We start from the raw sequence: 22519 nt of genomic DNA, 5'->3' as shown, positions 1-22519 counted from the left end.
TCCAGTGTCCAGTTATTTCGACGCGTCGTCGGTTGCGGAGCGCTCGGGCGACGGCTGCGACGCGTGTTGCGACGATGCCGCGCGCTCCTGCCACCCGCTGCGTGCCGAGCGCGAGCGCGCGAATACCGCTTCGAGCGTCGCGCCGTCGCCGGCTTCGATCGCCGTGCGCAGACGCGCCAGCACCGCCGTATAGGCGTCGAGTTCGTCGAGCAGCGCCGCTCGGTTCGCGACGCACACGTCGCGCCACATTTCCGGGCTCGACGCAGCAATCCGGGTGAAGTCGCGGAATCCGCCTGCCGCGAACGAGAACTTCAGCGCGGCATCAGGTGAATTGAGAATCTGCTCGACGAGCGCGAACGACAACAGATGCGGCAAATGGCTGACCGACGCGAACACGCGATCGTGCTGCGCAGGCGACATCGCGTGCACGCTCGCCCCCGTCGCGCGCCACATGGCGGCAACGCGTTCGACCGAATTCGGTGCATTCTCCGGCAACGCGCACAGGACGACGTTGCGGTTCACGTACAGGTCCGGCAGCGCCGCATCGACGCCGCTCGCTTCGCGGCCCGCGATCGGATGCCCCGGCACGAACTGGCCGATACGCTCGCCCAGCGCCGCGCGCGCCGCAGCGACGACGTCGGACTTCGTGCTGCCGGCATCGGTGACGATCGTCGACGGATCGAGAAACGGCGCGATGCGTTCGAGCAAAGGCTGCGTCTGCGCAACAGGCGCCGCGAGCAGAACCAGATCGGCACCCTTTAGCGCGTCGCGCAGCGCGGCGTCATCGGCGAGGGCTGCGCTCGCGTCGATCACGCCCAGATCCCGAGCGCGTTGCGTCGACGCCGCCGAGCGTCCCACGCCAATCACACGGCGCGCACCGCCCACGTCGGCGCGTTCGCGCAGCGCGCGAGCGAGCGATCCGCCGATCAGCCCGACGCCGAAAATCACCAGTTTGTCGAAAGAGAACGCTGCCACGTCAGTCACAGAAAAAACGCGCCTCGCACTCGAAGAGGCGCGTGGATTGCATTGAACGCTCAGGCCGTCGCCAGTGTCTTTTCGAACGCGGCGATGAACGCCTCGTTTTCCTCGGGCAGGCCGATCGTCACACGCAGCCACTGGGGCAAGCCGTAGCTACCGACGGGCCGCACGATCACGCCCTGCTTCAGCAGTTCGAGATTCACGCGATTGCCCGCATTATCGTCATTGCCGACGCGCACCAGCACGAAGTTGCCGTCCGACGGCACATATTCGAGACCCAGCTTGTCGAATGCTTCCGTCAGCCGGCGATAGCCCTGTGCGTTCAGTTCGGCGCTCTTCTGCAGGAAAGGCTTGTCGTTCAGCGCGGCGATCGCGGCCGCTTGCGCCAGCGTGTTCACGTTGAACGGCTGACGAAGACGGTTCATCAGATCGGTCAGTTCCGGCTGCGCAATCGCGAAGCCAACGCGCAAGCCCGCAAGACCGAACGCCTTCGAGAACGTGCGCGACACCAGCAGGTTCGGATAGCGGCGCACCCACGCGATCGAGTCGTAGCGCTTGTCCGCGCTCAGGTATTCGGTGTACGCCTCGTCGAGCACCACGGCGACGTGGCGCGGCACTTTCGACAGGAACGCTTCGATCGTCGGACCATCGATGAACGTACCCGTCGGATTGTTCGGGTTCGCGACGAACACGAGCCGCGTGTCGTCGGCGATTGCGGCGAGCATCGCGTCGAGGTCATGGCCGTACTTCACGGCGGGAACGACGATCGCGCGTGCGCCCAGGCCTTGCGTCGCGAGCGCGTACACGGCGAACGAATACTGCGAGTAGACGACCGACTGGTCCTTCTCGACGAACGCATGCGTGGCCAGTTCAAGAATGTCGTTGCTGCCGTTGCCGAGCGTGATCCAGTCGGCGGGCACATCGTAGTGCGCGGAGAGCGCCGCCTTCAGTTCGAACGCATTCGCATCCGGATAGCGGCCGAGTTCGCTCGCGGCCTGCGCCATCGCCGTCTTCGCGGACTCCGGCATGCCGAGCGGATTCTCGTTCGACGCCAGCTTCACGATGCGCGCTTCGTCCAGCCCGAATTCACGCGCGACTTCCGAGATCGGCTTGCCAGCCACATAAGGCGCGATCGCGCGAACGTAGGAAGGACCGAAAGACGTTGTCATAGGGCTCTCCGGATAGCTCTCTGCAAGTGTTGTTGGTTGGATCGGAATCGAACGCGGCGTATCAGCGAGCGCGCGGATACGAGCCGAGAATCTTCAGGAAGGCCGCCTTCTGTCCGAGTTCGGCAAGCGCGGCCGCAACGGGCGCATCGTCGCGATGGCCTTCGACGTCGATGTAGAAGTAGTACTCCCACGTGCCGACGCGCGCCGGACGCGACTCGAAGCGCGTCATCGACACGCCGTGCCGCGCGAGTGGCTCGAGCAGCTTGAACACGGCGCCGGGTTCGTTCGCAACCGACACGATCAGCGACGTCTTGTCGTAGCCGCTCGCGCCCGTCGGCTCCTTGCCGATCATCACAAAGCGGGTACGGTTGTGCGGGTCGTCCTGGATCAGCGCATACGTGACTTGCAGACCGTACTGGGTCGCCGCGCGTTCGCCGGCAATGGCCGCAATGGTCGGATCTTCCGCCGCCATCCGCGCGGCCTCGGCGTTGCTCGACACGGCCTGGCGCTCGACATGCGGCGCATGCGTGGACAGCCAGCGCTGGCACTGCGCCAGCGCCTGCGCATGCGCGCATACGCGGGTTACGCCCGTCAGCGCGCCGTCGAGCGTCAGCAGATTGTGGTGGATCGGCAAAGCGAGTTCGCCGCCGATCAGCAACTGCGTTTGCAGCAGCAGATCGAGCGTGCGCGACACCGCGCCTTCGGTCGAATTCTCGATGGGCACGACGCCGAATTCCGCGCCACCTGCTTCGACCGAGCGGAACACTTCGTCAATCGACGAACACGGCAGCCCTTCGATCGACTGGCCGAAGTATTCGTGCATCGCCTGTTCGCTGTAGGTGCCCGCCGGCCCGAGATACGCCGCCGTTAGGTTCTTTTCCAGCGCGCGGCTCGCGGCCATGATCTCGCGCCAGATCGCGCCGATGTGCTCGCCGGCGAGCGGGCCCTGACTCATGTCCTGCAGGCGCGCGATCACCTGTTGCTCCCGCTCCGGACGAAACACGGGCGCGTTGAAATGTTTCTTCACCTCGCCGACTTCGAGCGCGACGGCGGCGCGTTGATTCAGCAACGCGATGAGCTGCGCGTCGATCGCGTCGATCCGGTCGCGCAGCGGTTTGAGTTGAGAGTTGAGTTCGTCGTCCATGCTTCTAAAGGGCCGCTTCGGGTCCTGTATCGGCCAGTTCGTGGGCCAGTTCGGAAAGGATGCGCGCGCCGTGTCCCGAAGGATCACGCGCCGCGCTGTTCGAATTCCCTCATGTACTCGACAAGCGCTTTGACGCCTTCGAGCGGCACCGCGTTGTAAATCGACGCCCGCATGCCGCCGACGGACTTGTGGCCCTTCAGCTGCACCAGCCCGCGCGCTTTCGCGCCGGCCAGGAAATCTTCATTGCGCGACTCGTCGGCGAGGAAGAACGGTACGTTCATCCGCGACCGCGCGTTGCGCTCGACCTTGTTCAGATAGAAGCGGCTCGAGTCGATGGTGTCGTACAGCAGCTTCGCCTTCTCGACGTTGCGTGCCTCGATCGCCTTCAGACCGCCCTGCCTCTTCAACCACTTGAACACGAGCCCCGCGATGTAGATCGCGTAGGTGGGCGGCGTGTTGTACATCGAATTGTTCAGCGCGACCGTCTTCCACTCGAACGCCGACGGACAGACGGCCATCGAACGGTCCAGCAGGTCTTCGCGCACGATCACGACGGTCACGCCCGCCATGCCGATGTTCTTCTGCGCGCCGCCGAACAGCACGCCGTATTTGGCGATGTCCATCGGGCGCGACAGGATGTGCGACGACGCGTCCGCGACGAGCGGAATGTCACCGAGATCTGGAATCTCGAAGGTCTCGACGCCGTGAATCGTCTCGTTCGTGCAGAGGTGCACGTAGGCGGGATCGTCGGACAGCTTCCACTCGGCGCGCGGCGGCACACGCGTAAAGCCTTCGGGCGTTTCGCCGCTGGCGGCCAGATTCGCCGTGCCGTATTTCTGCGCTTCCTTGAACGACTTCTGCGACCACGAACCCGTCACGACGAAGTCGGCGCGCGCCTTGCGGCCCATCAGGTTCATCGGCACGATCGCGTTTTCGCCGAGCCCGCCGCCTTGCAGGAAGAGAATCTGATGGCTGGACGGCACGTGCAGCAGCTCGCGCAGATCGGTCAGCGCCTCTTCGTGGATGGTCATGAACTCTTTGCCGCGATGGCTCATTTCCATCACGCTCATGCCACTGCCGCGCCAATCGAGCATTTCGTCGGCTGCCTGGCGCAGCACGTCTTCGGGCATGGCCGCCGGACCGGCGGAGAAATTGAACACGCGCATCGTGAGAACCCCGGAAGGCAGGCGCGCGGCATGGAAAAGAACCGGAAACCGCGCCTGAAAGAAAATGGCCGTCTGCGCGCAAGCGCAAACGGCCATTATCGCATTGACGCTCAAAACCCGCCAAACGGCGGCGATTCAAGGGGATTCAACGAATTCCTTCGACCGCCGCCTATGTCACGTGCTTCGAACGCCGTTCAGCCTTGTTCGACCTGCTTACTTCGCCGGCTTGACGGAAGCGACTTCCTTGTCGGCCTGGTCGCGCGTCGCCTTGATCGATTGCGGCATGTACTTCTGCATCAGACCGTTGACGACGTCGCGGCCAACCTGGTCTTGAACCTGGATGAACTTGCGGCCCGTCGGGCTCTTGTAGAACGTCGTCAGATCCTTGATTTCCTGCGCGCTGTAGTACTTCGCGTAAGCGTCGTACTGAGCTTGCATCGCGTCCTGCTTGAACGCGTCCGTTGCGAAGACCTGGCCAGCCGAGTCAACCAGCTTCGGCACGGCGTTCTTCTGCAGCGCCGGGACGGAAGCCTGCTTTTGCTTGTCCGTCATCGTCTTGTTTTCCGACAGCGCGTCCGACAGGATCGCCGGAACCAGTTGCTTGGCCTGCATCTGCGCGCTATTGCCGATCGCGCCGACCAGCTTCTGCGCGTCGATCGCATCCAGCAGATCCTTGATGGCGGCTTGCTTCGCGGGGTCGACCGGGGCAGCGGCGGCCGGGGCAGCCGGAGCCGGCTGCTGGTTTTGCAGCGCTTGGGCCATCGCCAGGGTCGGCACGAAAGCGGCCAGAACCATCAACTGCTTGAATCGTTTTTGCATCACTACTCCCTAAGAGAAATTAACCTAACTGGTTTGCCGCGCAGGCGGCGCATCGACCCGATGCGCCTATGTGGCCCGCGCGGTCACACGCATGACTTGAGAAGCTTCGGTGCGGATCAGGACGCTTCGCCGTTCGTGTCGCCCGCTTCGTCGGCAGAAGTGTCGGCGTCGCCGTCCACGTCAGCTTCCGCTTCGGCAATCTGTTGCAGACCGGAAAGCTTGGTGCCTTCATCAAGGCTGATGAGTGTAACACCTTGCGTTGCACGGCCCATTTCTCGAATTTCCGACACACGCGTACGGATCAGCACGCCCGTGTTGGTGATCAGCATGATCTGCGATTCCGGATCGGCCAGCGTCGCGGCGACCACCTTGCCGTTGCGCTCGGACGTCTGGATCGCGATCATGCCCTTTGTGCCGCGGCCGTGGCGCGTGTACTCCGTGATCGGCGTGCGCTTGCCATAGCCGTTTTCCGTTGCCGTCAGCACCGACTGCTGCTCGTCGCCGGCCACGAGCAATGCGATCACCTGCTGGCCGTCTTCCAGTTGCATGCCGCGCACGCCGCGCGCTTCGCGGCCCATCGGACGCACGTCGTTTTCGTCGAACCGGACCGCCTTGCCCGAATCCGAGAACAGCATTACGTCATGCTGGCCGTCGGTGATGGCCGCGCCGATCAGGTAATCGCCGTCATCCAGACCGACCGCGATGATGCCCTTCTTCAGCGGACGGCTGAACTGCTCGAGCGGCGTCTTCTTGACGGTGCCGAGCGCCGTCGCCATGAAAACGAATTTGTCCGCCGAAAATTCCTTGACGGGCAGAACGACCGTGATCTTCTCGCCTTCCTGCAGCGGGAACATGTTGACGATCGGACGGCCGCGCGAGTTGCGCGAACCCTGCGGCACTTCGTAAACCTTCAGCCAGTAGACGCGGCCGCGATTCGAGAAACACAGGATGTGATCGTGTGTATTCGCGATGAAGAGCGTGTCGATCCAGTCGTCGTCCTTCATTTGCGTCGCCTGTTTGCCGCGACCTCCGCGCTTCTGGGCGCGATATTCGGACAATGGCTGCGATTTCACGTAACCGGCGTGCGACATCGTCACGACCATGTCCTGCGGCGTGATCAGGTCTTCGGTGTTCAGCTCCGTCGCGTTCATTTCGATCTTCGAGCGGCGCTCGTCGCCGAATTCGCTCTTGATCGACGTGAGTTCGTCGAAGATGATCGCAGTTATGCGCTCCGGGCGCGCCAGGATGTCCAGCAGGTCCGCGATCTGCGCCATCACGTCGCGATACTCGCCGATGATCTTGTCCTGCTCGAGACCCGTCAGGCGTTGCAGGCGCATCTGCAGGATTTCCTGAGCCTGCGTGTCCGACAGACGGTAGAGGCCGTCGGCCTGCATGCCATACGCGGGGTTCAGCCCTTCCGGCCGGTACGCCGCGCGGCCACCGGACGATGCCGCGTCGGATTCCGCGCGCTGCAGCATGTCGCGCACGATCGTCGAATCCCACGTGCGGTCCATCAACTCTTGCTTCGCGATCGGCGGCGTGGGCGCGGCCTTGATGATCGCGATGAACTCGTCGATGTTGGCAAGCGCCACGGCGAGGCCTTCGAGCACGTGACCGCGTTCGCGCGCCTTGCGCAGCTCGTACACCGTGCGCCGCGTCAGCACTTCGCGACGATGCGACAGGAAATGCGTGAGCATTTCCTTCAGGTTCAGCAGCTTCGGCTGGCCGTCGACCAGCGCGACCATGTTCATGCCGAACGCGTCCTGAAGCTGCGTTGCCTTATAAAGATTGTTGAGAATCACCTCAGGCACTTCGCCGCGCTTCAGCTCGATCACGACACGCATGCCGCTCTTGTCGGATTCGTCGCGAATGTCCGAAATGCCTTCGAGCTTTTTCTCATTCACCAGTTCGGCGATCCGCTCGAGCAGCGAGCGCTTGTTCACCTGATACGGCAGCTCGTCGACGATGATCGCCATGCGCTGACCACGGTCGATCTCTTCGAAGTGCGTTGCGGCGCGCATCACCACGCGCCCGCGGCCCGTGCGATAGCCATCGCGCACGCCGGCGACGCCGTAGATGATGCCCGCCGTCGGGAAATCAGGCGCTGGCACGATCTCGATCAGTTCGTCGACCGTCGCTTCCGGATTTTTCAGAAGGTGATGGCAGGCGTCGACGATCTCAGTCAGATTGTGCGGCGGAATATTCGTCGCCATGCCGACTGCAATGCCCGACGAGCCGTTGATCAGCAGATTGGGAATGCGCGCGGGCAGAATGGACGGCTCGTTCTCGCTGCCGTCGTAGTTCGGCTGGAAGTCGACCGTTTCCTTGTCGATGTCGGCGAGCAGCTCATGGCCGATCTTCGCCATGCGGATTTCGGTGTAACGCATCGCCGCGGCGTTGTCGCCGTCGACTGACCCGAAATTGCCTTGTCCATCGACGAGCATATAGCGCAGCGAAAAATCCTGCGCCATGCGAACGATCGTGTCGTATACAGCCGAGTCGCCGTGCGGATGGTATTTACCGATCACGTCCCCGACGATACGCGCCGATTTCTTGTATGCCCGATTCCAGTCGTTGTTCAGCTCGTGCATCGCGTAGAGCACGCGCCGGTGTACCGGCTTCAAACCATCGCGGACATCCGGAAGCGCGCGCCCTACGATCACGCTCATCGCGTACTCGATATACGAGCGGCGCATTTCCTCCTCTAGGGAGATTGGTAGAGTCTCTTTGGCGAATTGATCCATTGTCCGTATCGTTTACGCGCGAAGACGATGAGGGACACGCGTTTTTCGCCTCACCGCTTGGGCCTACCCCTATGCGTCTGCGAGCGCAGCGCATCAGGCGATTCTAACATGCGGCGCAACCGCTCCCGACGATGTGCGTATACCTATTAGTGGGACACGCGAAAACAGCACCTGGAAGCGCCTCGCGTGCGCCATGGCCGGGCCCGGAAAATGCTCCCCGGCAAGCCGCGCCGAACCGCCTCCGGTGGGCTCCTGGCGAACTTGGCACCTTTTGTTGCGCATGCACCACATTCGACCGGGCGTATCTGTAGGGGGAGGATTTTTTTATCGTCGGAAGGGAACGATATGGCAAAATGCGAACGCACAAAGTTAGACACGGCTCGAAGTCTACACACAGCGTCTTTTGTTCCGCACCGATGTTATACTTCGAGCAATGTATGACTGGTCTTCGTCAACAGGCTCGCAGTAAACCTGCGGTAATCTCAATTTCGAGAGGAGAAATATGAATAAACTTTCAAAGCTCGCGTTCATTGCAGCTACCGCAGTTATGGCTGCATCCGCTTCGGCACAGTCGGTGCCGGCGTCGCGACAAGCCACGAACGACAACTGGGTGAACGGCACCGGCGAATACGTGTGGATGAACGGCACGAACGAGCTTTGCTGGCGCGATGCGTTCTGGACGCCGGCAACGGCTAACGCAAAGTGCGACGGCGCACTGGTCGCACAAGCACCGACCCCGCCGGCTCCGCCGCCGGCAGCCCCGGCTATCACCAGCCAGAAGATCACGTATCAAGCTGACGCCCTGTTCGACTTCGACAAGGCAATCCTGAAGCCGGCCGGCAAGGAAAAGCTGGACGACCTGGCATCGAAGATCGGCTCCCTGAACCTGGAAGTCGTGGTGGCCACGGGCTACACCGACCGCATCGGTTCGGACAAGTACAACGACCGTCTGTCGCTGCGTCGTGCACAAGCTGTCAAGGCATACCTGGTCAGCAAGGGCATCGAAGCCAACCGCATCTACACGGAAGGCAAGGGCAAGCGCAACCCGGTCACGACGGGCTGCAACCAGAAGAACCGCAAGCAACTCATCTCCTGCCTCGCACCGGATCGTCGCGTGGAAGTCGAAGTTGTCGGTACTTCGAAGCAGTAAGCTACGAATTACCGCAGTGTCAAAGCCCCGCTCCAGCGGGGCTTTTTTTATGGCGTTTTGCGCGCGCTCCGGTGGGCGCCCGACGATGCCGGTCACATCGAGACAGGCGCAACCCGGCGCGAAGCCGTGCCGCGCCAGCCGCTTTTGCCGCCCTGTTCGCGGCCCTATATACTCAGGGTTTCTCCGATCCACCCTGCTTTTCAGCCTCCGAGACCGCATCCGTCATGACCAACGCCGATCCCCACGAACTGCAGAAATTCAGCGAGCTAGCGCATCGCTGGTGGGACCCGAACGCCGAATTCAAACCTCTGCACGAACTGAATCCGGTGCGGCTCAACTGGATCGACTCGCATGCGCATCTCGCGGGCAAGCGTGTGCTCGATATTGGCTGCGGTGGGGGCATTCTGTCCGAATCGATGGCCACGTTGGGTGCCGAGGTGAAGGGAATCGACCTTTCTCACGAAGCCTTGGGCGTCGCGGACCTTCACAGCCTTGAAAGTGGTGTAACCGTAAATTACGAGGAAATCGCCGCCGAGGCGCTCGCCGCCCGCGAACCGGCCTCGTTCGACGTCGTGACATGCATGGAAATGCTCGAGCACGTACCCGATCCATCGAAGGTCGTCGAGGCGTGCAAGACGCTGGTGAAACCGGGCGGCTGGGTGTTCTTTTCGACGCTCAACCGTAACGTCAAGTCGTATCTTCTGGCCGTGATCGGCGCGGAGTACCTCGCGCGCATGCTGCCGAAGGGCACGCATGACTACGCCCGCTTCATCCGTCCGTCGGAGCTTGCAGGATTTGCGCGCGTGGCGGGCCTGCGAACGGCCGACATCAAGGGCATCACGTACAACCCGCTCACCCGCCACTTCGGCCTGTCGAGCGACACCGATGTCAACTACATGCTCGCGTGCCGTCGCGACGCCTGAGCCACCCGCTTTTCCACGCCTTGCGCCTATATCAATGAGCGATCCCACGCCCCTGCCACAACGAGAAGACGAAGACGCGTCGATCGGTCTCTGCCAAGGCATCCTGTTCGATCTCGACGGCACACTCGCGGACACCGCGCCTGACCTCGCCGCCGCCGTCAACAAGATGCGCCACGAGCGCGGGCTCGAGATGGTGCCGCTCGAACAATTGCGGCCGCTCGCGTCCGCCGGCGCGCGCGGACTGCTAGGCGGCGCGTTCGGCATCGGGCCCGAGCATCACGACTACTCGTCGATGCGCGAAGAGTTCCTCGCGAACTACGAAGCCGACCTGTGCATCGAGACGACACTGTTTCCCGGCATCGGCGACATACTCGACGAACTCGATGCGCGCGGCGTGCGCTGGGGCATCGTGACGAACAAGGTCGCGCGACTGACCGAGCCGCTCGTCGCGCAACTGGGGCTGGATACGCGCGCGGGATGCGTCGTCAGCGGCGACACCACCCCGCACTCGAAGCCGCACCCCGCGCCGCTGCTGCACGCTGCGAAGGAACTGGACTTGCCGGCCGAGCGGGTCGTGTACGTCGGCGACGATCTGCGTGATGTGCAGGCGGGCTTCGCCGCCGGCATGGTGACGGTGGCCGCCGCATATGGCTACTGTGGCAACGACATTCCGCCGACTCAATGGCACGCGAGGCACGTCGTAAATTCGCCTGCAGAATTGCTGGAACTGCTGCGCTACATTAGCTGACCCGCCGATGGACGGCGGCCGCGTGCCGGCATCGCGCGAACGATCGCCGTGACTCGCGGGAGCCAGTATTGTAAAATGTCATTTGAGCCACATATGTGGCTCATTCCTTCTGTGGGGGCGACCTTGGTTTCGACAGGGGTTGCGAAGCGGCTAGGGCATGTCGAGGACCCGTCACCTCGTTAATCAATGGGAAAAACGTAACTGCAAACGACGATACGTTCGCACTGGCAGCCTAAGGCCGCCGTCCTCTGCCTGGCTTACTGACGGGTCAGAGTCGCAAGACCGGTAGCAATACCGCCAGAGGTCATATACGTCAGTTAAGCCTTGGTGGCGTCACGACGCCAAGGTCGAAAATCTAGTGAATCGCCGTAGCGCAGCGTGTTCGTCCGCGTCGCTGCGGTTAAATCAAAAGACAGAACTAAACATGTAGAACTGGTCGTGGAGGACTTCTGGACGCGGGTTCGATTCCCGCCGCCTCCACCACATATACACCAAACGTTCACTGCGTTTTGCTAAAAAACCCCGCCGGGCTTGGCTCCGCGGGGTTTTTTGTTGCAAACTTTCGCCAAGGATTCCCAGCACCTACAACCCCCATGCGGGGGTCGTCCCGGGGGTTGTATGATCCATCCAAAACCGACAACCCCCATAGTGGCAATTGCCGCACTGGAGAGCATATGGCGTTGACCGATTTGGCAGTCCGCAGCGCCAAACCCGCCGAGAAGCAACAGAAGCTGTTCGACGGCGGCGGGCTACACCTGCTAGTCACTCCAGCCGGCGGAAAGCGATGGGTGCTCAAGTATCGATTCGGCGGGAAAGAAAAGAGCCTCGCGATGGGAACGTACCCCGACGTCTGCCTTTCGGACGCACGCAAGAAAAGAGAGGACGCGCGTGGAAAACTGGCGGCCGGCATCGATCCGGGCGAGGCAAGGAAGGCCGAGAAGCGAACGGCCCGACTTAACGCCGAGAACTCATTTGAGGCTATCGCGCGGGAGTGGCATGCAAAGTACGCCCCCACCCTATCTAACTCGCACGCGCAAAGAAACCTCCGTCGTCTCGAGGTCCATGTCTTCCCCTACCTCGGCCGCAATCCAATCTCTGGTCTGACACCGCCGGACGTACTGGAGGTGCTTCAACGCATCGAAAAGACAGGGCATATCGAGACCGCGCACCGCGTGCGCTCCATTGTCGGGCAGGTGATGCGCTATGCCATCGGCACCAGCCGCGCCATCAGGGACGTGACAGCAGATCTGCGCGATGCACTTCCTCCGAGCCAGGTGCGGCATCACGCGGCCGTGACCGATCCAGAAGAGCTGGGAGCATTACTTCGCGCGACCAATAGCTACCGCGGCACGGCCGTCGTAACCGCTGCGCTTCGTCTCGCGCCGCTACTGTTCCAGCGCCCAGGCGAGTTGCGACAAGCGGAATGGACAGAGTTCGACCTCGACACCCGTATGTGGAGTGTGCCATCGAGCAGGATGAAGCGAAGGAAGGCGGCCAAGCAAAACGGACTCGATCATTTGGTGCCACTTTCAACGCAAGCCGTAAAAATCCTAAACGATCTGTACTTGCTGACCGGGCGTGGTCGTTTCGTGTTCCCAGGGTTGCGCAGTCGTGAACGGCCAATGAGCGATATGGCGCTCTCTGCAGCATTCAAGCGCATGGGAATCGACTCTGAGACGGCGCTGCCTCACGGATGGCGTGCAACCGCTCGCACGCTTGCGGTAGAGGTTCTAGAAGTGCCCGCCGAAGTCGTCGAGATGCAACTGTCGCACGAGGTGCGCGACAGCCTTGGACGCGCGTACAACCGCACACAATGGATTGATGCGCGTCGAGATTTGATGCAGAGATGGGCGGACTACCTCGACGAACTTGCGTCGAAGCCCAGACCGGTCACAGCGTCGCGAAAATCGGAGCAATTTTCACAAGACGCTTGACTAGTCGTAAACCCGGGCATTATCCTGTGCTCGTCACTGAAACAGCAGCGACCCGGGGTGAGAGCCGGAAACTCGATAGGCGGACGGCCGCCGCAGCGCGGTTTTTTTTCGTCCGTACGCCATGCGTCGCTCTATGGGGGGGCCTTGGCAGGGGTGCCTCGGCACGCCGGTTTCCTATCGAGCCGGTCTCTCAAACTCTGTCAATGGCCCGCCCGCCCGATTGAGAGCGGACGGCGGGCTTCTAGTCATCGATAGGAGCCGCAGTCATGCATGGTTATTCCACGCCCTCTGGGCATTGCCCTTCCACTACGCAGATAATACGCGCCGCCCTCCGAGACGCCGCGACCGCACCTACCATTTACGACGCTTTAGACGTCGCAGGTGAGGCGCTTCGCCAAGTGTTGGAACTGGTCCCGGAGGGCGGGCATCATGTCAAAGCTTAGTCTTGTGATTTCCAACCAGGCGTCGATCTCGCGACACCGTGCGATACGACGCACTGCGACGACTGGCAGTGTCACACACGTTGAACGTGACGATCAAAGCGCAAACGTCGTTGCCGCTCTCGAGAAGATGCTTGAACGAGCGCGCGCGGGCGAGACTGCCGGGATGGTAGCGGCTTTCATCGATCCAGAGGGTGCATGCACGTACATGTTAAGCGGCGTCGCCCTTGATTCACCTGTCGTCACCTCTGAAGTTACCGACATGCTGAAGGCAAGGTTCGGTTAAGAGGCCGCCAATCGATAAGGTCAAAGAGCCCCGGAAGGGGTCTTTTGCTTTTGGGGCGCCCCCCACTAAACCGTTCATTCACCCGGCATCAACAAGGGACTGCCTAATGCGCGCTTTTTTTTGTAACGCCCGTCTGCGTTACAGGTCCTTGACTCCGTGTCCGCATCACGAGCGGACATCTGTCCCGAAGGTGCCAGAGAAATGTGATCGCGGTAGCGGTCCAGCGATACTGTGTCAGGACGGTCACAGTCGAGCCGAACGACACACACTCTGCGCAACGACAAACCCCGAGAACACCTAGCGTTTCACGGGGTTTACCAACTTCTTATAGGCGATGGCCGCCGCCGCCTCGTAGAATGGCGCTGCGTTGACGAATGCCAGTTCGCCCACGCAGGCCAATCCCATAGTACTACTAACAGGTTATCGAAATGCTATCAACACAATCAAGGGAAAGCAAGGGAAAGCGAACGTTTGGAAACATCGCTCGCATCTTGACTCACTCCTCGGATGGATGCACCAGCGTTGCTGCCGCGCCGGTCGATCCGATGCGAGCTCCGCTCCCCGCCCCCGAGTCACTGCCTCTCGACGGTTATTCCCGTTGGAACGATCTGGAGACGTTCCTACCGTTCTCCCGCGAAACGGCGCGGCAACGAGAGCTGGCGGGCCTCTTCCCAAAGCGCGTGCAACTCGGCTCGGCACGTTGCGTCGGATGGCCAAACCGCGAGTTGCACCGGTGGCTTTCCGATCCGGTGAACTACCGCGCGGAGGGCTAACCCATGTTGATGAATTCTGACGCCTCATCTACGGTCGCGCTGGGGGATGGGCACTCTCGTGCTCAAAACCGACCGCGCAGAGCACAGACGAGGTCGACATGAATGGCAAATCCAAAGAATGGCCGGCGCACACGATCAAGCCGGGACCCTGGTGGATTCGTCGCGATTCCTTGGACCGTTCTCGACAGCGGTGCCTATCAGGCGCTTTCGCACCCCGCGAGGTCACTGCTGCTCGAGATTGCGCGTCAATACCACCAAGACGACAACGGGCGCATGATCGCCACACTCGCGCACTTGAAGCCTCGCGGCTGGACAAGCAACGACACGATCCAGCGAGCGAAGCAAGAGTTGTTGAACACGGGTTTCATCTTCGAAACGGTCAAGGGAAGTCGCCCGCACAAAGCCAGTTGGTACGCCTGCACATGGTGGGCGCTCGACAAGCTCGACGGCTACGACGAGGGCGCGGCGGCCGGCTTCGTGCGCAGCGCGTATCTGCGCACGAAGATGGAAAAATCGCGACCCTTACTCCGTCAGACGGTGCAGAGACCCGCCGAATTGCACCGTGAGGCGGTGTAGAGGATGCCCCTACTACACCGCCTCACGGTGCAATCAGGGGCTTTTTTTAGCCTTTCTCTATACCGTCAGACGGTGACCCTCTAGAGAAGCCATCTGATTGCGAAATTCGAGATCACTGTCTCGCCAGCCAACCGCATAACTCGGCCATACACATGTAGCGCTCGGAGCGTAACGGCGCGCAGGCCGACTTCTGGAGAAAATATGCTGAACCGATTCTTTGGTCAGAAAACCGAACATGCGCAACACGTCGCCGACGAAGACGAGTCGCTTCGACTTGACGAGCAGACGGTGCAGCGTCTGCATGACGCCCTAGAGGCGATCAGTCTCAAGCTCTCCCGGTCGAAGGCCGAGGCGGCGCGCCGCCTGGCAAGCCCCGGGAGCGTGAGCGCGCAAGCACTGCAAAACGCGCTCGTGACGGAACGCGAAGATCAGGCCGCACACGATGAAGCTGCTCGCGCGTATCAGACCGCCTCCGAACAGCTCGCGCGCCGCCGGGATGAGATAACCGAGCGGCGGGCACGCGAGCAGGCAGAGGCGCGCCGCCGCGCTTACGATGACGCGCGCTCGGCATACTGGGCCCAATGCCAAGCGCTGGTCGCGCCGGCGCTTGAACTCCGCAGGCTCGCGGCCGCAGCGGGCGTCTGGTTGCCCGACTGGAAGCCCGGTGACCTCGCATTCTCGACTGACGCCGATGTTTTCATTGCAGGCCAGCCGTTATCGTTTTGGCAGCATGGCTGACGCATTTTCACGACACGACACGATTCGACAAATTAGGCGTTAGTTGTCCAGAGGCGATAACATGAAGCTAGTATGAGTTTCGTGCGTCCGCTCAAAGGATGCGTCTTAAGGCCGGCTCCCGTAACAGCGGGGCCGGCTTTTTTATTGCGAGGAGATGTGCATGAATTCTCAAAAAATCGTGCGCGGGTCAGAGGTTGCGCGTCGATTCGGCGTTAGCCGACGGACCATCGACCGCTGGGTTTCAGGCGGCGCGTTTCCGGCGCCGTTGCGCCTATCGGAGCGAAGCCGCGCGGCCGTCTGGTTCGAGGAAGATTTAATCGCACACATCGCAGCGCGCGCTGCTGCCCGCGCTTCCACATAGACCGCTCTAGCATACCTATGGCCGACCATACCGAAGCTATCCGGCGCTTCGACGCCATCCATGCGACGCTCAGTGCGGCAATCAAGCGACTTGAGCGGCGACAGCGGGAAGGGAAAACTATCCTGTCGAGCGGCCTTGCGCCGACGCCCGCTGGCAGCGACGCGACTCGGCTGCGTCAATCGAAAGTACACCGCTTGTTCCAGTGCCGAGGGGATGGCAATGCCACCTGCAGGATATGCGGAACGATCCACCTCTAAACCGGCCGCTTTAACCTCATCTCGCGTCTACCGCGCAGCACCCCTCGTTCAATCCCCTTTCAATTCGTTTCGCCCGGCAGCCCGCTCGTAGAGCGGCGGCTCGTGCGCAGCGCCCCTCGCCGAATAAAAACGCCACCTGGTCCCCATGAAAGAGCCTCTTCAAGCAATCGAAATCCGCGCGTCGCGTGGCCTTACTACGCAGCAGCAACGGGACGTCGTACTTCAACTTCTCTCGCGCCGCCCGGCGCATACGCACGAGTTGCGCTCGCAAGGCGTCAGCCACCCCGCAGCGCGCGTCATGGAGTTGCGACGCGCGGGGTATCAGATCGACTCTTCGCGCGTTGCTACCGTTGATTCAGACGGTTTCGCGCACTATGGAGTGGCGCTCTACAGCCTGATTGAGAGCCCATCGCCAGTCATTTATCAGGGCCCCGCGGCGATCATCGGGGCAGGCTATGGCAGCGCAGGCGCATACGTAACTGTGCCCACTAGCACGATGCAATAGGACGCCGCGCGGACGTATTGCCGTCGAGCCCATTGTTTCAGCCACCTTTCAACTTAGCAGTCACCGAAGCACCTCCCTTAACCCTTCATCAAGTCGTGCCGTGGGGTCACACGAGGCCCCGTTGATGCGATGCCCCCTCCGCTGACGACTCTTCAACGTCAGCAGTCACCGAAGCCCCGCAACTCGGTGCTTTTCTTACTGGAGCCCACATTTTGGATCGTCAAACGGTATATGCCGGTCAAGTTCCACTCGAAACCGATCTTCTGAACACGAACCGGAACGTGCTGATTGCGCTCGGCAAGACGCTGAGCGACATGCTTGGAACGTCGACGCTGGCATCGGGACTGGGTTGCGTGCCCACAGCGCCGGCGTCACTGAACGTGCAGGTTCAACCGGGCCAGCTCTACGCGCTGCAAAACCTCGACGGCACGCCCTATTCGTCGCTCGTCGCTGACACGACGCACCAGATCGTAAAGCAGGGCATTCTGCTTGATGCTGCGACGTTTGCGTGCGTCGCGCCGACGACGGCCGGCTACTCCATCAACTACCTGATCGAGGCGAACTACGCAGACGTCGATTCGAACCCGACCGTATTGGCGTTTTACAACGCGAGCAATCCGTCGCAGGCATTCAGCGGGCCCGGCGGCAACGGCCAGCCGAGCATGACGACGCGCGCGGGGAGGGTCGTTCTGACGCTGAAGGCTGGCGTCGCCGCAGCCACCGGTTCGCAGATCACGCCGGCGGTTGACGCAGGATGTATCGGACTTTGGGTGGTTACTGTTGCAAACGGACAAGCCACCATCACGGCGGGGAACATCAGCCAGTACGCTGGCGCGCCGATCCTGCCGACGTCGCTGCTTCAGTCGATCATCAACAACAACCTCGAATACGGCATCGACAATGGCACCGCGAATGCCGTTCAGGCGACGTTCCCACTGCCGCCGACGGCGGTCGCAGACAACCAGCAGTTTTGGGTGAAGATCAAGAACGGCAACACGGGCGCGACGACGTTCACGCCGAACCCGGGCGTTGTCGCAGCAGCGCCCGTTGTCGGCGGTGCCCATCAAGCGCTGCAGGGTGGCGAGCTCGCCGCGAATGGTCGCGCACTGTTCCTGTACCGGTCGGACATTGCGTCGTATGTCCTCGAAGGTTGTACGGGGGCGGCCCTTCAAGTCGGTGCGGCCACGCAGAGTCAGCACGCGATGCAACTTGGTCAGGCGACGGGACGGCTTCTCAATATCCAAGTCTTCAACTCGAACGGCACCTATACGCCAACTGCTGGAACGAAGAACTGCCGCGCAACTGTAGTAGGTGGCGGGGCGAGCGGTGGTGGTGCGGCGGCCACGACTTCCGGCCAATTCGCAGTAGGCGCCGGTGGTGGAGGTGGTGCTTTTTCCATCGGCTATTACCCGGTCGCATCGCTTGCGGGTCAGTCCGTGACGATCGGCTCGGGCGGTGCATCGGCAAGCGCCAATGGCAACCCTGGCGGTAGTTCGTCGATCGGTTCCGTCATGACTGCAGCGGGCGGCGTGGGCGGCTCGGTCGGACTAGCAGCGACGTCGTTTTCTGTTTCCGCTGGAGGTTCCGGCGGGACAATCGCGACGGGTGGAAACGTCGCAGGTGGTCTGGGCGGCCCGGGCGGTCCCGGCAGCGGGTCTGGCGTGGGCAATGTTGTTAGCGGTGCTGGTGGATCGTCGCAATATTCTGGCGGTACACCCGGTGTTATTGCTGCCGGACCCGGTAATTTAGGATCGGGTCCAGGTTGCGGAGGCGCCGGCGCACTTTCCCAGAACGGTTCGGCCGCACAGGCATCCGGCGCAGGATCGAGAGGCATCGTGATTATCGAGGAGTTTGCATAATGACAACCTACGCGATTGTTGAAGACGGGAAGGTCACCAACACTGTCGACTGGGACGGGAAAACCGACTGGCAGCCACCTGGCGGTGTGACTGCAGTAGCTCTGCCGAATGGATCGTCGGCAACGATCGGCTATGCCTATGACGGATCGATATTCACCCCACCCATCACGACGGTTCCAACGCCTACGCTCGCTCAGAAGGCGCAGGCCGCGTTGGCGGTAGGCCTTTCGATAGCGAGTACGGGCACACCAGCGCTCAATGGCACATATGCGTGCGATGCGCTGAGCCAGTCGGACATTATCGCAATCGAAACCAGCCTGAGCGCCGGCAAGGGTTTCCCTGGTGGAGCGACGACGTTCGGCTATCCGGACACGGCAGGTGTGATGCACTCCTTCAGCGCAGCCGATTTCACGAACCTCGCTGCGGCCGTGCGGGATTTCGTGTACGGGTGCCGAGCTGTAATTTCCGGCGCGTCGACGACGCTACCGGCGGCCACTGCAACGATCGCCTGATGCTGCGGGCGAGAAGCCCCGGCGGCTTGTGCCGAGCGGGGCCTTTTCGTTTCCAGTTACGCGTAGTCGAGACCAGACCACGCACTGTTGGGCGCTTCGCTCGCGATGACTGCGCAGTCGTGCCAAACCAATTTGGCCGCGCTCGCTGCGTGCTCCTGAACCTGCTGGGTTGTGAGATTCGATTCCGCGTAATACTCGGCGTGTGGGAGCTGGTACACGTGGCCGTCCGATCCTTTTATTGTTCTAGTGAATCCTTTCGCCTCCATCGCCGAGTGAAGCTTGTCGTAATCCTGCCTGCTAGGCGAGCCCCGCAGTTCGACCCGAGTCATATAGCGCGTCATTTGAAGTCCTTTTATGCGTGCGGTTATCGGCGATCGGCCCCGAGCGCCTCCCGCAAATATGAGGATTACCACACAGATCTTCAATCCCTTTAGCAAGGTTAGCACGCTGGCCACGCGTCGCGCCCAGTGCTCGCCCACAACTTGACGAGAATGAAACGTGACAAAACGCCGTGATAACCAGAAAACGCGTGTCGGAGCGTCCGGAAAATCGCTCCGTGAACAAGAGCACGAGATCGAGAACGGACGACGCGAGGTCCGAGAGCAGCTACGACCGATCGAAAGCTCCGCTGTACGGCTCAAGGTCCTAGATCGGATTTGCCGACGCGCCGAGGGTCAAGGCGACTTCGTCATGGTGTTTTGCGCACTGGAGCGGGCCGCTGTAGAGGCCTCGTTACTTGAACCTTCTTTAACGGGTTGTGGAAGATGGCTGCACTGAAAGATGAGGTGAAAGCCTTTATCGTGCGGGGGCTTGCGTGCTTCGAGACCCCCACGGAAGTCGCGAGGCGCGTTAAAGAAGAATTTGGGCTGGCTGTGACCGCACCGCAGGTGCAGGCGTACGACCCAACGAAGAGGCAGGGGCGCCATCTGAGCAAAAAATGGCGGGAGATGTTCGAGTCGGAGCAGGCGACGTTTCGCGCGGACGTTGCTGCGATTCCTCTCGCAAACCAGGCATTTCGAATGCAAGAATTGACGAAGCTTTACCGAAAGGCATCGGCGCAAGGCAATATCGTTGCCGCCGCTTCACTGATCGAGCAGGCCGCGAAAGAAGTCGGCGGATCGCATACCAACCGCCAGAGAATCGAGCACACAGGCGCGGAGGGAGGCCCGATCAAGTCAGCCGCGACCGTTGCGACGGTGCATCCGACGCCAGAGGAGTATGAGGCGATCGTCCGTCGGGTGCTGGACGAATATTGATTGCGCCACGGTCGACTGGCTCACGCCAGAGTTGCAGATTGCGCGTCGGCAATAGTCAACCACCGGTGAACGCGCCCCACAGCGCGCCGACAGTGAAGATTATCGTGGCGCTGAGCACGACGGCGGCGACCAGCCACCAAAAAAGCCCAAGCAGCCCGAGCGCCAGCCGCATGAAGCCGGGCATCGGGTTCTTCCAGACCAGCCGCAACGGCTGATTGTCCGCCGCAGACACTTTCCGCACCGGATCGAGGCGGGGCGCAGGATATAGCGAGTGGATTGTCTTGTCGGCGAGCCATTCTCGCGCGGAAAACAGGAAACTTTTTCTCATGGCGTTCGCGGTTCCTCGAACGCTACACGACGCTGCCGATTTGCTGCGCCGCCGATTTTTGGCGAAGACGCATGAGCGTCTGGCGAGTCGTGCCCAAGTCCCGCGCGATCGCCGCGATAGCATCGCCGGCGGCAATACGACGCGACGCCTGTTCCTGCTGATCGGATGTAAGCGCCGACGGCCTGCCAAACGCCCTGCCGGCGGCCTTGGCTCGGCTGATGCCGGCCTGTGTGCGCTCGATCAACAAGTCTCGCTCGAATTCGGCGACTGCGGCGAGCACCTGCATCGTCATTCTACCCGCGGCGCTAGTCAGGTCGACGCCGCCCAGCGCGAGGCAGTGGACGCGCACGCCGAGCTCGGCAAGGTGCTCTACCGTAGCGCGCACATCCATCGCGTTCCGGCCGAGTCGATCGAGTTTGGTGACTACGAGCACATCACCGGCTTCGAGTCGGTCGAGTAGTCGCACGAAACCAGCGCGCTCTGACGCGGCGACAGAGCCGCTAATGCTCTCTTCGACAATACGGCGCTCGTCGATCGAAAAGCCGGCTACTTCGATCTCGCGCCGCTGGTTCTCGGTGGACTGGTCGACTGTGCTGACGCGGCAGTAAGCAAAGACTCGGGACATGGTGCGCGCACCTGTACGAAAGTGATGTACGAATACTAACCCGTGTACGGAATGATAACAAGCATAATTTCGTACACCCTCTGCGCGGCATGTACGCAACCGATCGGTTTCGTACTGGCCGAGGTCCGCGCCGCCAACTCATTTCCTTCGTCTCCGTGCCTTGCGCTCCAGGATCGCGCGAATAGTCTCTTGAGCCGACATTCCACTGCGTTGGCGTTCCACTGGCGGGAGTGACTTAAGGGATTCAGCGGCAGCACCCTCAGCCGAGGTCGCGTCGACCGCGTCGCTTTGCTCCTCATCCGCTAGCACGGAGGTACAAACGTCATCTGCGACGAGCTCTTCTCGGATTTCTTCGGATTCATGCGACGGACGGCGTAGCCGCTCTCGCTCCTCGTCCAAGTAAAAGCCGACGTCGCGCGGATCGGCCATCCAGCTACGGCCGAACTTCCGCATAAACACGGGAAACGTGCCTGCGCCAGTCGCGTTGTAGGCCGTTGACTTCTCCCACGCGATCGCTTGGCAGACTGTGTCGAGGTCCATTAGGTCAGAGCCAAAGCGCATTGAAAGCAGCGCGTAGGCCTCAGTTCCCAAAACTCGAGCGCGCTCGACAGTCCCGAGTGCGGCATCGAGATGGCTGGCCACATCTCGTACATCCGCGTATAGCCGCTTGCCGCACCTTCTCATGGGTATCGGAAATGTCCCAGCACTGGAGGCGGCGTACGCTGTCGATTTTCGGTAACCGATTGCGTCGCAAACCTGGTCAAGCGAAAGCAGCACAGCACAATCAAACCTTCCCAACAACGGGAACAACGACGATGGTGAGTCGCACTGCTCTTCAATGCCGTCGATCGCATCGTCCTCCCTCACTATTCGCGGGAGTTCCATCTTCTGCCAGAGCGCACTATGTCGATTTCGCGTGTCTGCACGGGAGTATTCGAGGTAGCCTGCGACGTCCCGTACATCGGCGACTAGATGCTTGCCTAGCTTGCGCATGGGTATCGGAAACAGGCCGCTGCTCAGTTCCTTGTATGCGGTACCTTTTTTATAGCCAGTGGCTGTACAGACCTGATCGAGTGACAGCACGGTCTGATGGTTGAATTGCAAATTAAGCATCAGTAGCGAGTTCATCGGCGAGTCGGGCGGGAACATGGGGCCCGCAATTCTATTCATCTCGGCTCGTTTTTGGATGATTTTCTTTTTGCACTGCTAATTAGTGTGCTGCGTCGTT

The 22519-nt window shown here is 61.4% G+C and carries 21 protein-coding genes and 1 other RNA gene; 13 read left to right on the top strand and 9 right to left on the bottom strand.

All coding sequences use genetic code 11. The features are described from left to right. Positions 1 to 12 precede the first annotated feature (12 nt). The 6 genes from AABE10_RS08225 to gyrA form a co-directional block, all read right to left on the bottom strand. Positions 13 to 984 (bottom strand): prephenate dehydrogenase, encoded by a 972-nt coding sequence (locus AABE10_RS08225; RefSeq protein ID WP_342932774.1) that lies wholly within the window; start codon positions 982 to 984, stop codon positions 13 to 15. Positions 985 to 1034: 50 nt separating this feature from the next. Beyond that, positions 1035 to 2147, bottom strand: a complete 1113-nt coding sequence (gene hisC / locus AABE10_RS08220; protein WP_342932773.1) for a histidinol-phosphate transaminase — start codon at positions 2145 to 2147, stop codon at positions 1035 to 1037. Between the two features lie 61 nt (positions 2148 to 2208). After that, positions 2209 to 3291, bottom strand: coding sequence for a prephenate dehydratase (gene pheA / locus AABE10_RS08215; protein WP_342932772.1), 1083 nt, complete (start codon positions 3289 to 3291; stop codon positions 2209 to 2211). 83 nt (positions 3292 to 3374) lie between these two features. Continuing rightward, positions 3375 to 4457: a 3-phosphoserine/phosphohydroxythreonine transaminase gene (serC, locus tag AABE10_RS08210; protein WP_342932771.1), complete on the bottom strand. Its 1083-nt coding sequence runs from the start codon at positions 4455 to 4457 to the stop codon at positions 3375 to 3377. Positions 4458 to 4670: 213 nt separating this feature from the next. After that, a complete protein-coding gene (locus tag AABE10_RS08205) occupies positions 4671 to 5276 on the bottom strand; it encodes a DUF2059 domain-containing protein (protein ID WP_342932770.1) in 606 nt (201 codons plus the stop codon). 116 nt (positions 5277 to 5392) lie between these two features. After that, positions 5393 to 8020 carry a DNA gyrase subunit A gene (gene gyrA, locus AABE10_RS08200; RefSeq protein WP_342932769.1) on the bottom strand — a complete coding sequence of 876 codons (2628 nt, stop codon included), beginning with the start codon at positions 8018 to 8020 and terminating at the stop codon, positions 5393 to 5395. Positions 8021 to 8522: 502 nt separating this feature from the next. On the opposite strand from gyrA, the gene ompA reads away from it, so the two are divergent. The 13 genes from ompA (at position 8523) to AABE10_RS08145 (ending at position 20338) form a co-directional block, all read left to right on the top strand. Continuing rightward, a complete protein-coding gene (gene ompA, locus AABE10_RS08195; protein ID WP_342932768.1) occupies positions 8523 to 9170 on the top strand; it encodes an outer membrane protein OmpA in 648 nt (215 codons plus the stop codon). A gap of 224 nt (positions 9171 to 9394) precedes the next feature. Beyond that, positions 9395 to 10093 (top strand): bifunctional 2-polyprenyl-6-hydroxyphenol methylase/3-demethylubiquinol 3-O-methyltransferase UbiG, encoded by a 699-nt coding sequence (gene ubiG / locus AABE10_RS08190; protein WP_342932767.1) that lies wholly within the window; start codon positions 9395 to 9397, stop codon positions 10091 to 10093. Positions 10094 to 10127: 34 nt separating this feature from the next. Continuing rightward, a complete protein-coding gene (locus AABE10_RS08185; RefSeq protein WP_342932766.1) occupies positions 10128 to 10841 on the top strand; it encodes an HAD-IA family hydrolase in 714 nt (237 codons plus the stop codon). Between the two features lie 113 nt (positions 10842 to 10954). Then, positions 10955 to 11324, top strand: a transfer-messenger RNA (tmRNA) gene (gene ssrA / locus AABE10_RS08180). A gap of 191 nt (positions 11325 to 11515) precedes the next feature. After that, entirely contained in the window at positions 11516 to 12775 is a 1260-nt protein-coding gene (locus AABE10_RS08175) for a tyrosine-type recombinase/integrase (RefSeq protein ID WP_342932765.1), read from the top strand. Between the two features lie 1154 nt (positions 12776 to 13929). Next, complete coding sequence (locus tag AABE10_RS08170; RefSeq protein ID WP_428983278.1) at positions 13930 to 14274, top strand: helix-turn-helix transcriptional regulator; 345 nt, start codon at positions 13930 to 13932, stop codon at positions 14272 to 14274. Positions 14275 to 14547: 273 nt separating this feature from the next. Then, on the top strand, positions 14548 to 14850 hold the full coding sequence (locus AABE10_RS08165; protein WP_342932764.1) for a hypothetical protein: 303 nt from the start codon (positions 14548 to 14550) through the stop codon (positions 14848 to 14850). 201 nt (positions 14851 to 15051) lie between these two features. Further along, entirely contained in the window at positions 15052 to 15588 is a 537-nt protein-coding gene (locus AABE10_RS08160; protein ID WP_342932763.1) for a hypothetical protein, read from the top strand. Positions 15589 to 15742: 154 nt separating this feature from the next. Beyond that, the gene (locus AABE10_RS36390; RefSeq protein ID WP_428983277.1) at positions 15743 to 15949 is read left to right on the top strand and encodes a helix-turn-helix transcriptional regulator; all 207 of its coding nucleotides are present in this window, start codon (positions 15743 to 15745) and stop codon (positions 15947 to 15949) included. A 402-nt stretch (positions 15950 to 16351) separates the two neighbouring features. Next, entirely contained in the window at positions 16352 to 16711 is a 360-nt protein-coding gene (locus AABE10_RS36385) for a helix-turn-helix domain-containing protein (protein ID WP_428983276.1), read from the top strand. A 281-nt stretch (positions 16712 to 16992) separates the two neighbouring features. Further along, positions 16993 to 18570 carry a hypothetical protein gene (locus AABE10_RS08155; protein ID WP_342932762.1) on the top strand — a complete coding sequence of 526 codons (1578 nt, stop codon included), beginning with the start codon at positions 16993 to 16995 and terminating at the stop codon, positions 18568 to 18570. After that, positions 18570 to 19082: a hypothetical protein gene (locus AABE10_RS08150; RefSeq protein ID WP_342932761.1), complete on the top strand. Its 513-nt coding sequence runs from the start codon at positions 18570 to 18572 to the stop codon at positions 19080 to 19082. Before AABE10_RS08155 ends, AABE10_RS08150 begins: the two co-directional genes overlap by 1 nt. Before the next feature lie 764 nt (positions 19083 to 19846). Next, positions 19847 to 20338 (top strand): DUF2280 domain-containing protein, encoded by a 492-nt coding sequence (locus AABE10_RS08145; RefSeq protein ID WP_342932760.1) that lies wholly within the window; start codon positions 19847 to 19849, stop codon positions 20336 to 20338. Positions 20339 to 20393: 55 nt separating this feature from the next. On the opposite strand, the gene AABE10_RS08140 is transcribed toward AABE10_RS08145, so the two are convergent. From AABE10_RS08140 to AABE10_RS08130, 3 genes are all read right to left on the bottom strand, one after another. Continuing rightward, the gene (locus tag AABE10_RS08140; RefSeq protein ID WP_342932759.1) at positions 20394 to 20666 is read right to left on the bottom strand and encodes a hypothetical protein; all 273 of its coding nucleotides are present in this window, start codon (positions 20664 to 20666) and stop codon (positions 20394 to 20396) included. A gap of 22 nt (positions 20667 to 20688) precedes the next feature. After that, entirely contained in the window at positions 20689 to 21291 is a 603-nt protein-coding gene (locus tag AABE10_RS08135) for a recombinase family protein (protein ID WP_342932758.1), read from the bottom strand. Between the two features lie 138 nt (positions 21292 to 21429). Continuing rightward, complete coding sequence (locus AABE10_RS08130; protein WP_342932757.1) at positions 21430 to 22419, bottom strand: hypothetical protein; 990 nt, start codon at positions 22417 to 22419, stop codon at positions 21430 to 21432. Between the last annotated feature and the right edge of the window lie 100 nt (positions 22420 to 22519).

This window comes from Paraburkholderia diazotrophica (assembly GCF_038900755.1).
Taxonomy (GTDB): domain Bacteria; phylum Pseudomonadota; class Gammaproteobacteria; order Burkholderiales; family Burkholderiaceae; genus Paraburkholderia; species Paraburkholderia diazotrophica_A.
The sequence above is the reverse complement of the archived record's forward strand: the minus strand, read 5'-3'. Positions and strand labels throughout refer to the sequence as shown.

Excerpts from the sequence above, each read along its gene's own strand:
- AABE10_RS36385 (WP_428983276.1), top strand. The coding sequence starts at position 16,352 with ATGAAAGAGCCTCTTCAAGCAATCGAAATCCGCGCGTCGCGTGGCCTT.
- AABE10_RS08170 (WP_428983278.1), top strand. The coding sequence starts at position 13,930 with ATGCTATCAACACAATCAAGGGAAAGCAAGGGAAAGCGAACGTTTGGA.
- hisC (WP_342932773.1), bottom strand. The coding sequence starts at position 2,147 with ATGACAACGTCTTTCGGTCCTTCCTACGTTCGCGCGATCGCGCCTTAT.
- AABE10_RS08165 (WP_342932764.1), top strand. The coding sequence starts at position 14,548 with ATGATCGCCACACTCGCGCACTTGAAGCCTCGCGGCTGGACAAGCAAC.
- AABE10_RS08135 (WP_342932758.1), bottom strand. The coding sequence starts at position 21,291 with ATGTCCCGAGTCTTTGCTTACTGCCGCGTCAGCACAGTCGACCAGTCC.
- AABE10_RS08185 (WP_342932766.1), top strand. The coding sequence starts at position 10,128 with ATGAGCGATCCCACGCCCCTGCCACAACGAGAAGACGAAGACGCGTCG.
- AABE10_RS08205 (WP_342932770.1), bottom strand. The coding sequence starts at position 5,276 with ATGCAAAAACGATTCAAGCAGTTGATGGTTCTGGCCGCTTTCGTGCCG.
- AABE10_RS08145 (WP_342932760.1), top strand. The coding sequence starts at position 19,847 with ATGGCTGCACTGAAAGATGAGGTGAAAGCCTTTATCGTGCGGGGGCTT.
- AABE10_RS08140 (WP_342932759.1), bottom strand. The coding sequence starts at position 20,666 with ATGAGAAAAAGTTTCCTGTTTTCCGCGCGAGAATGGCTCGCCGACAAG.
- AABE10_RS08160 (WP_342932763.1), top strand. The coding sequence starts at position 15,052 with ATGCTGAACCGATTCTTTGGTCAGAAAACCGAACATGCGCAACACGTC.
- AABE10_RS36390 (WP_428983277.1), top strand. The coding sequence starts at position 15,743 with ATGTGCATGAATTCTCAAAAAATCGTGCGCGGGTCAGAGGTTGCGCGT.
- AABE10_RS08150 (WP_342932761.1), top strand. The coding sequence starts at position 18,570 with ATGACAACCTACGCGATTGTTGAAGACGGGAAGGTCACCAACACTGTC.
- pheA (WP_342932772.1), bottom strand. The coding sequence starts at position 3,291 with ATGGACGACGAACTCAACTCTCAACTCAAACCGCTGCGCGACCGGATC.
- serC (WP_342932771.1), bottom strand. The coding sequence starts at position 4,457 with ATGCGCGTGTTCAATTTCTCCGCCGGTCCGGCGGCCATGCCCGAAGAC.
- ompA (WP_342932768.1), top strand. The coding sequence starts at position 8,523 with ATGAATAAACTTTCAAAGCTCGCGTTCATTGCAGCTACCGCAGTTATG.
- AABE10_RS08130 (WP_342932757.1), bottom strand. The coding sequence starts at position 22,419 with ATGAACTCGCTACTGATGCTTAATTTGCAATTCAACCATCAGACCGTG.
- AABE10_RS08175 (WP_342932765.1), top strand. The coding sequence starts at position 11,516 with ATGGCGTTGACCGATTTGGCAGTCCGCAGCGCCAAACCCGCCGAGAAG.
- gyrA (WP_342932769.1), bottom strand. The coding sequence starts at position 8,020 with ATGGATCAATTCGCCAAAGAGACTCTACCAATCTCCCTAGAGGAGGAA.
- ubiG (WP_342932767.1), top strand. The coding sequence starts at position 9,395 with ATGACCAACGCCGATCCCCACGAACTGCAGAAATTCAGCGAGCTAGCG.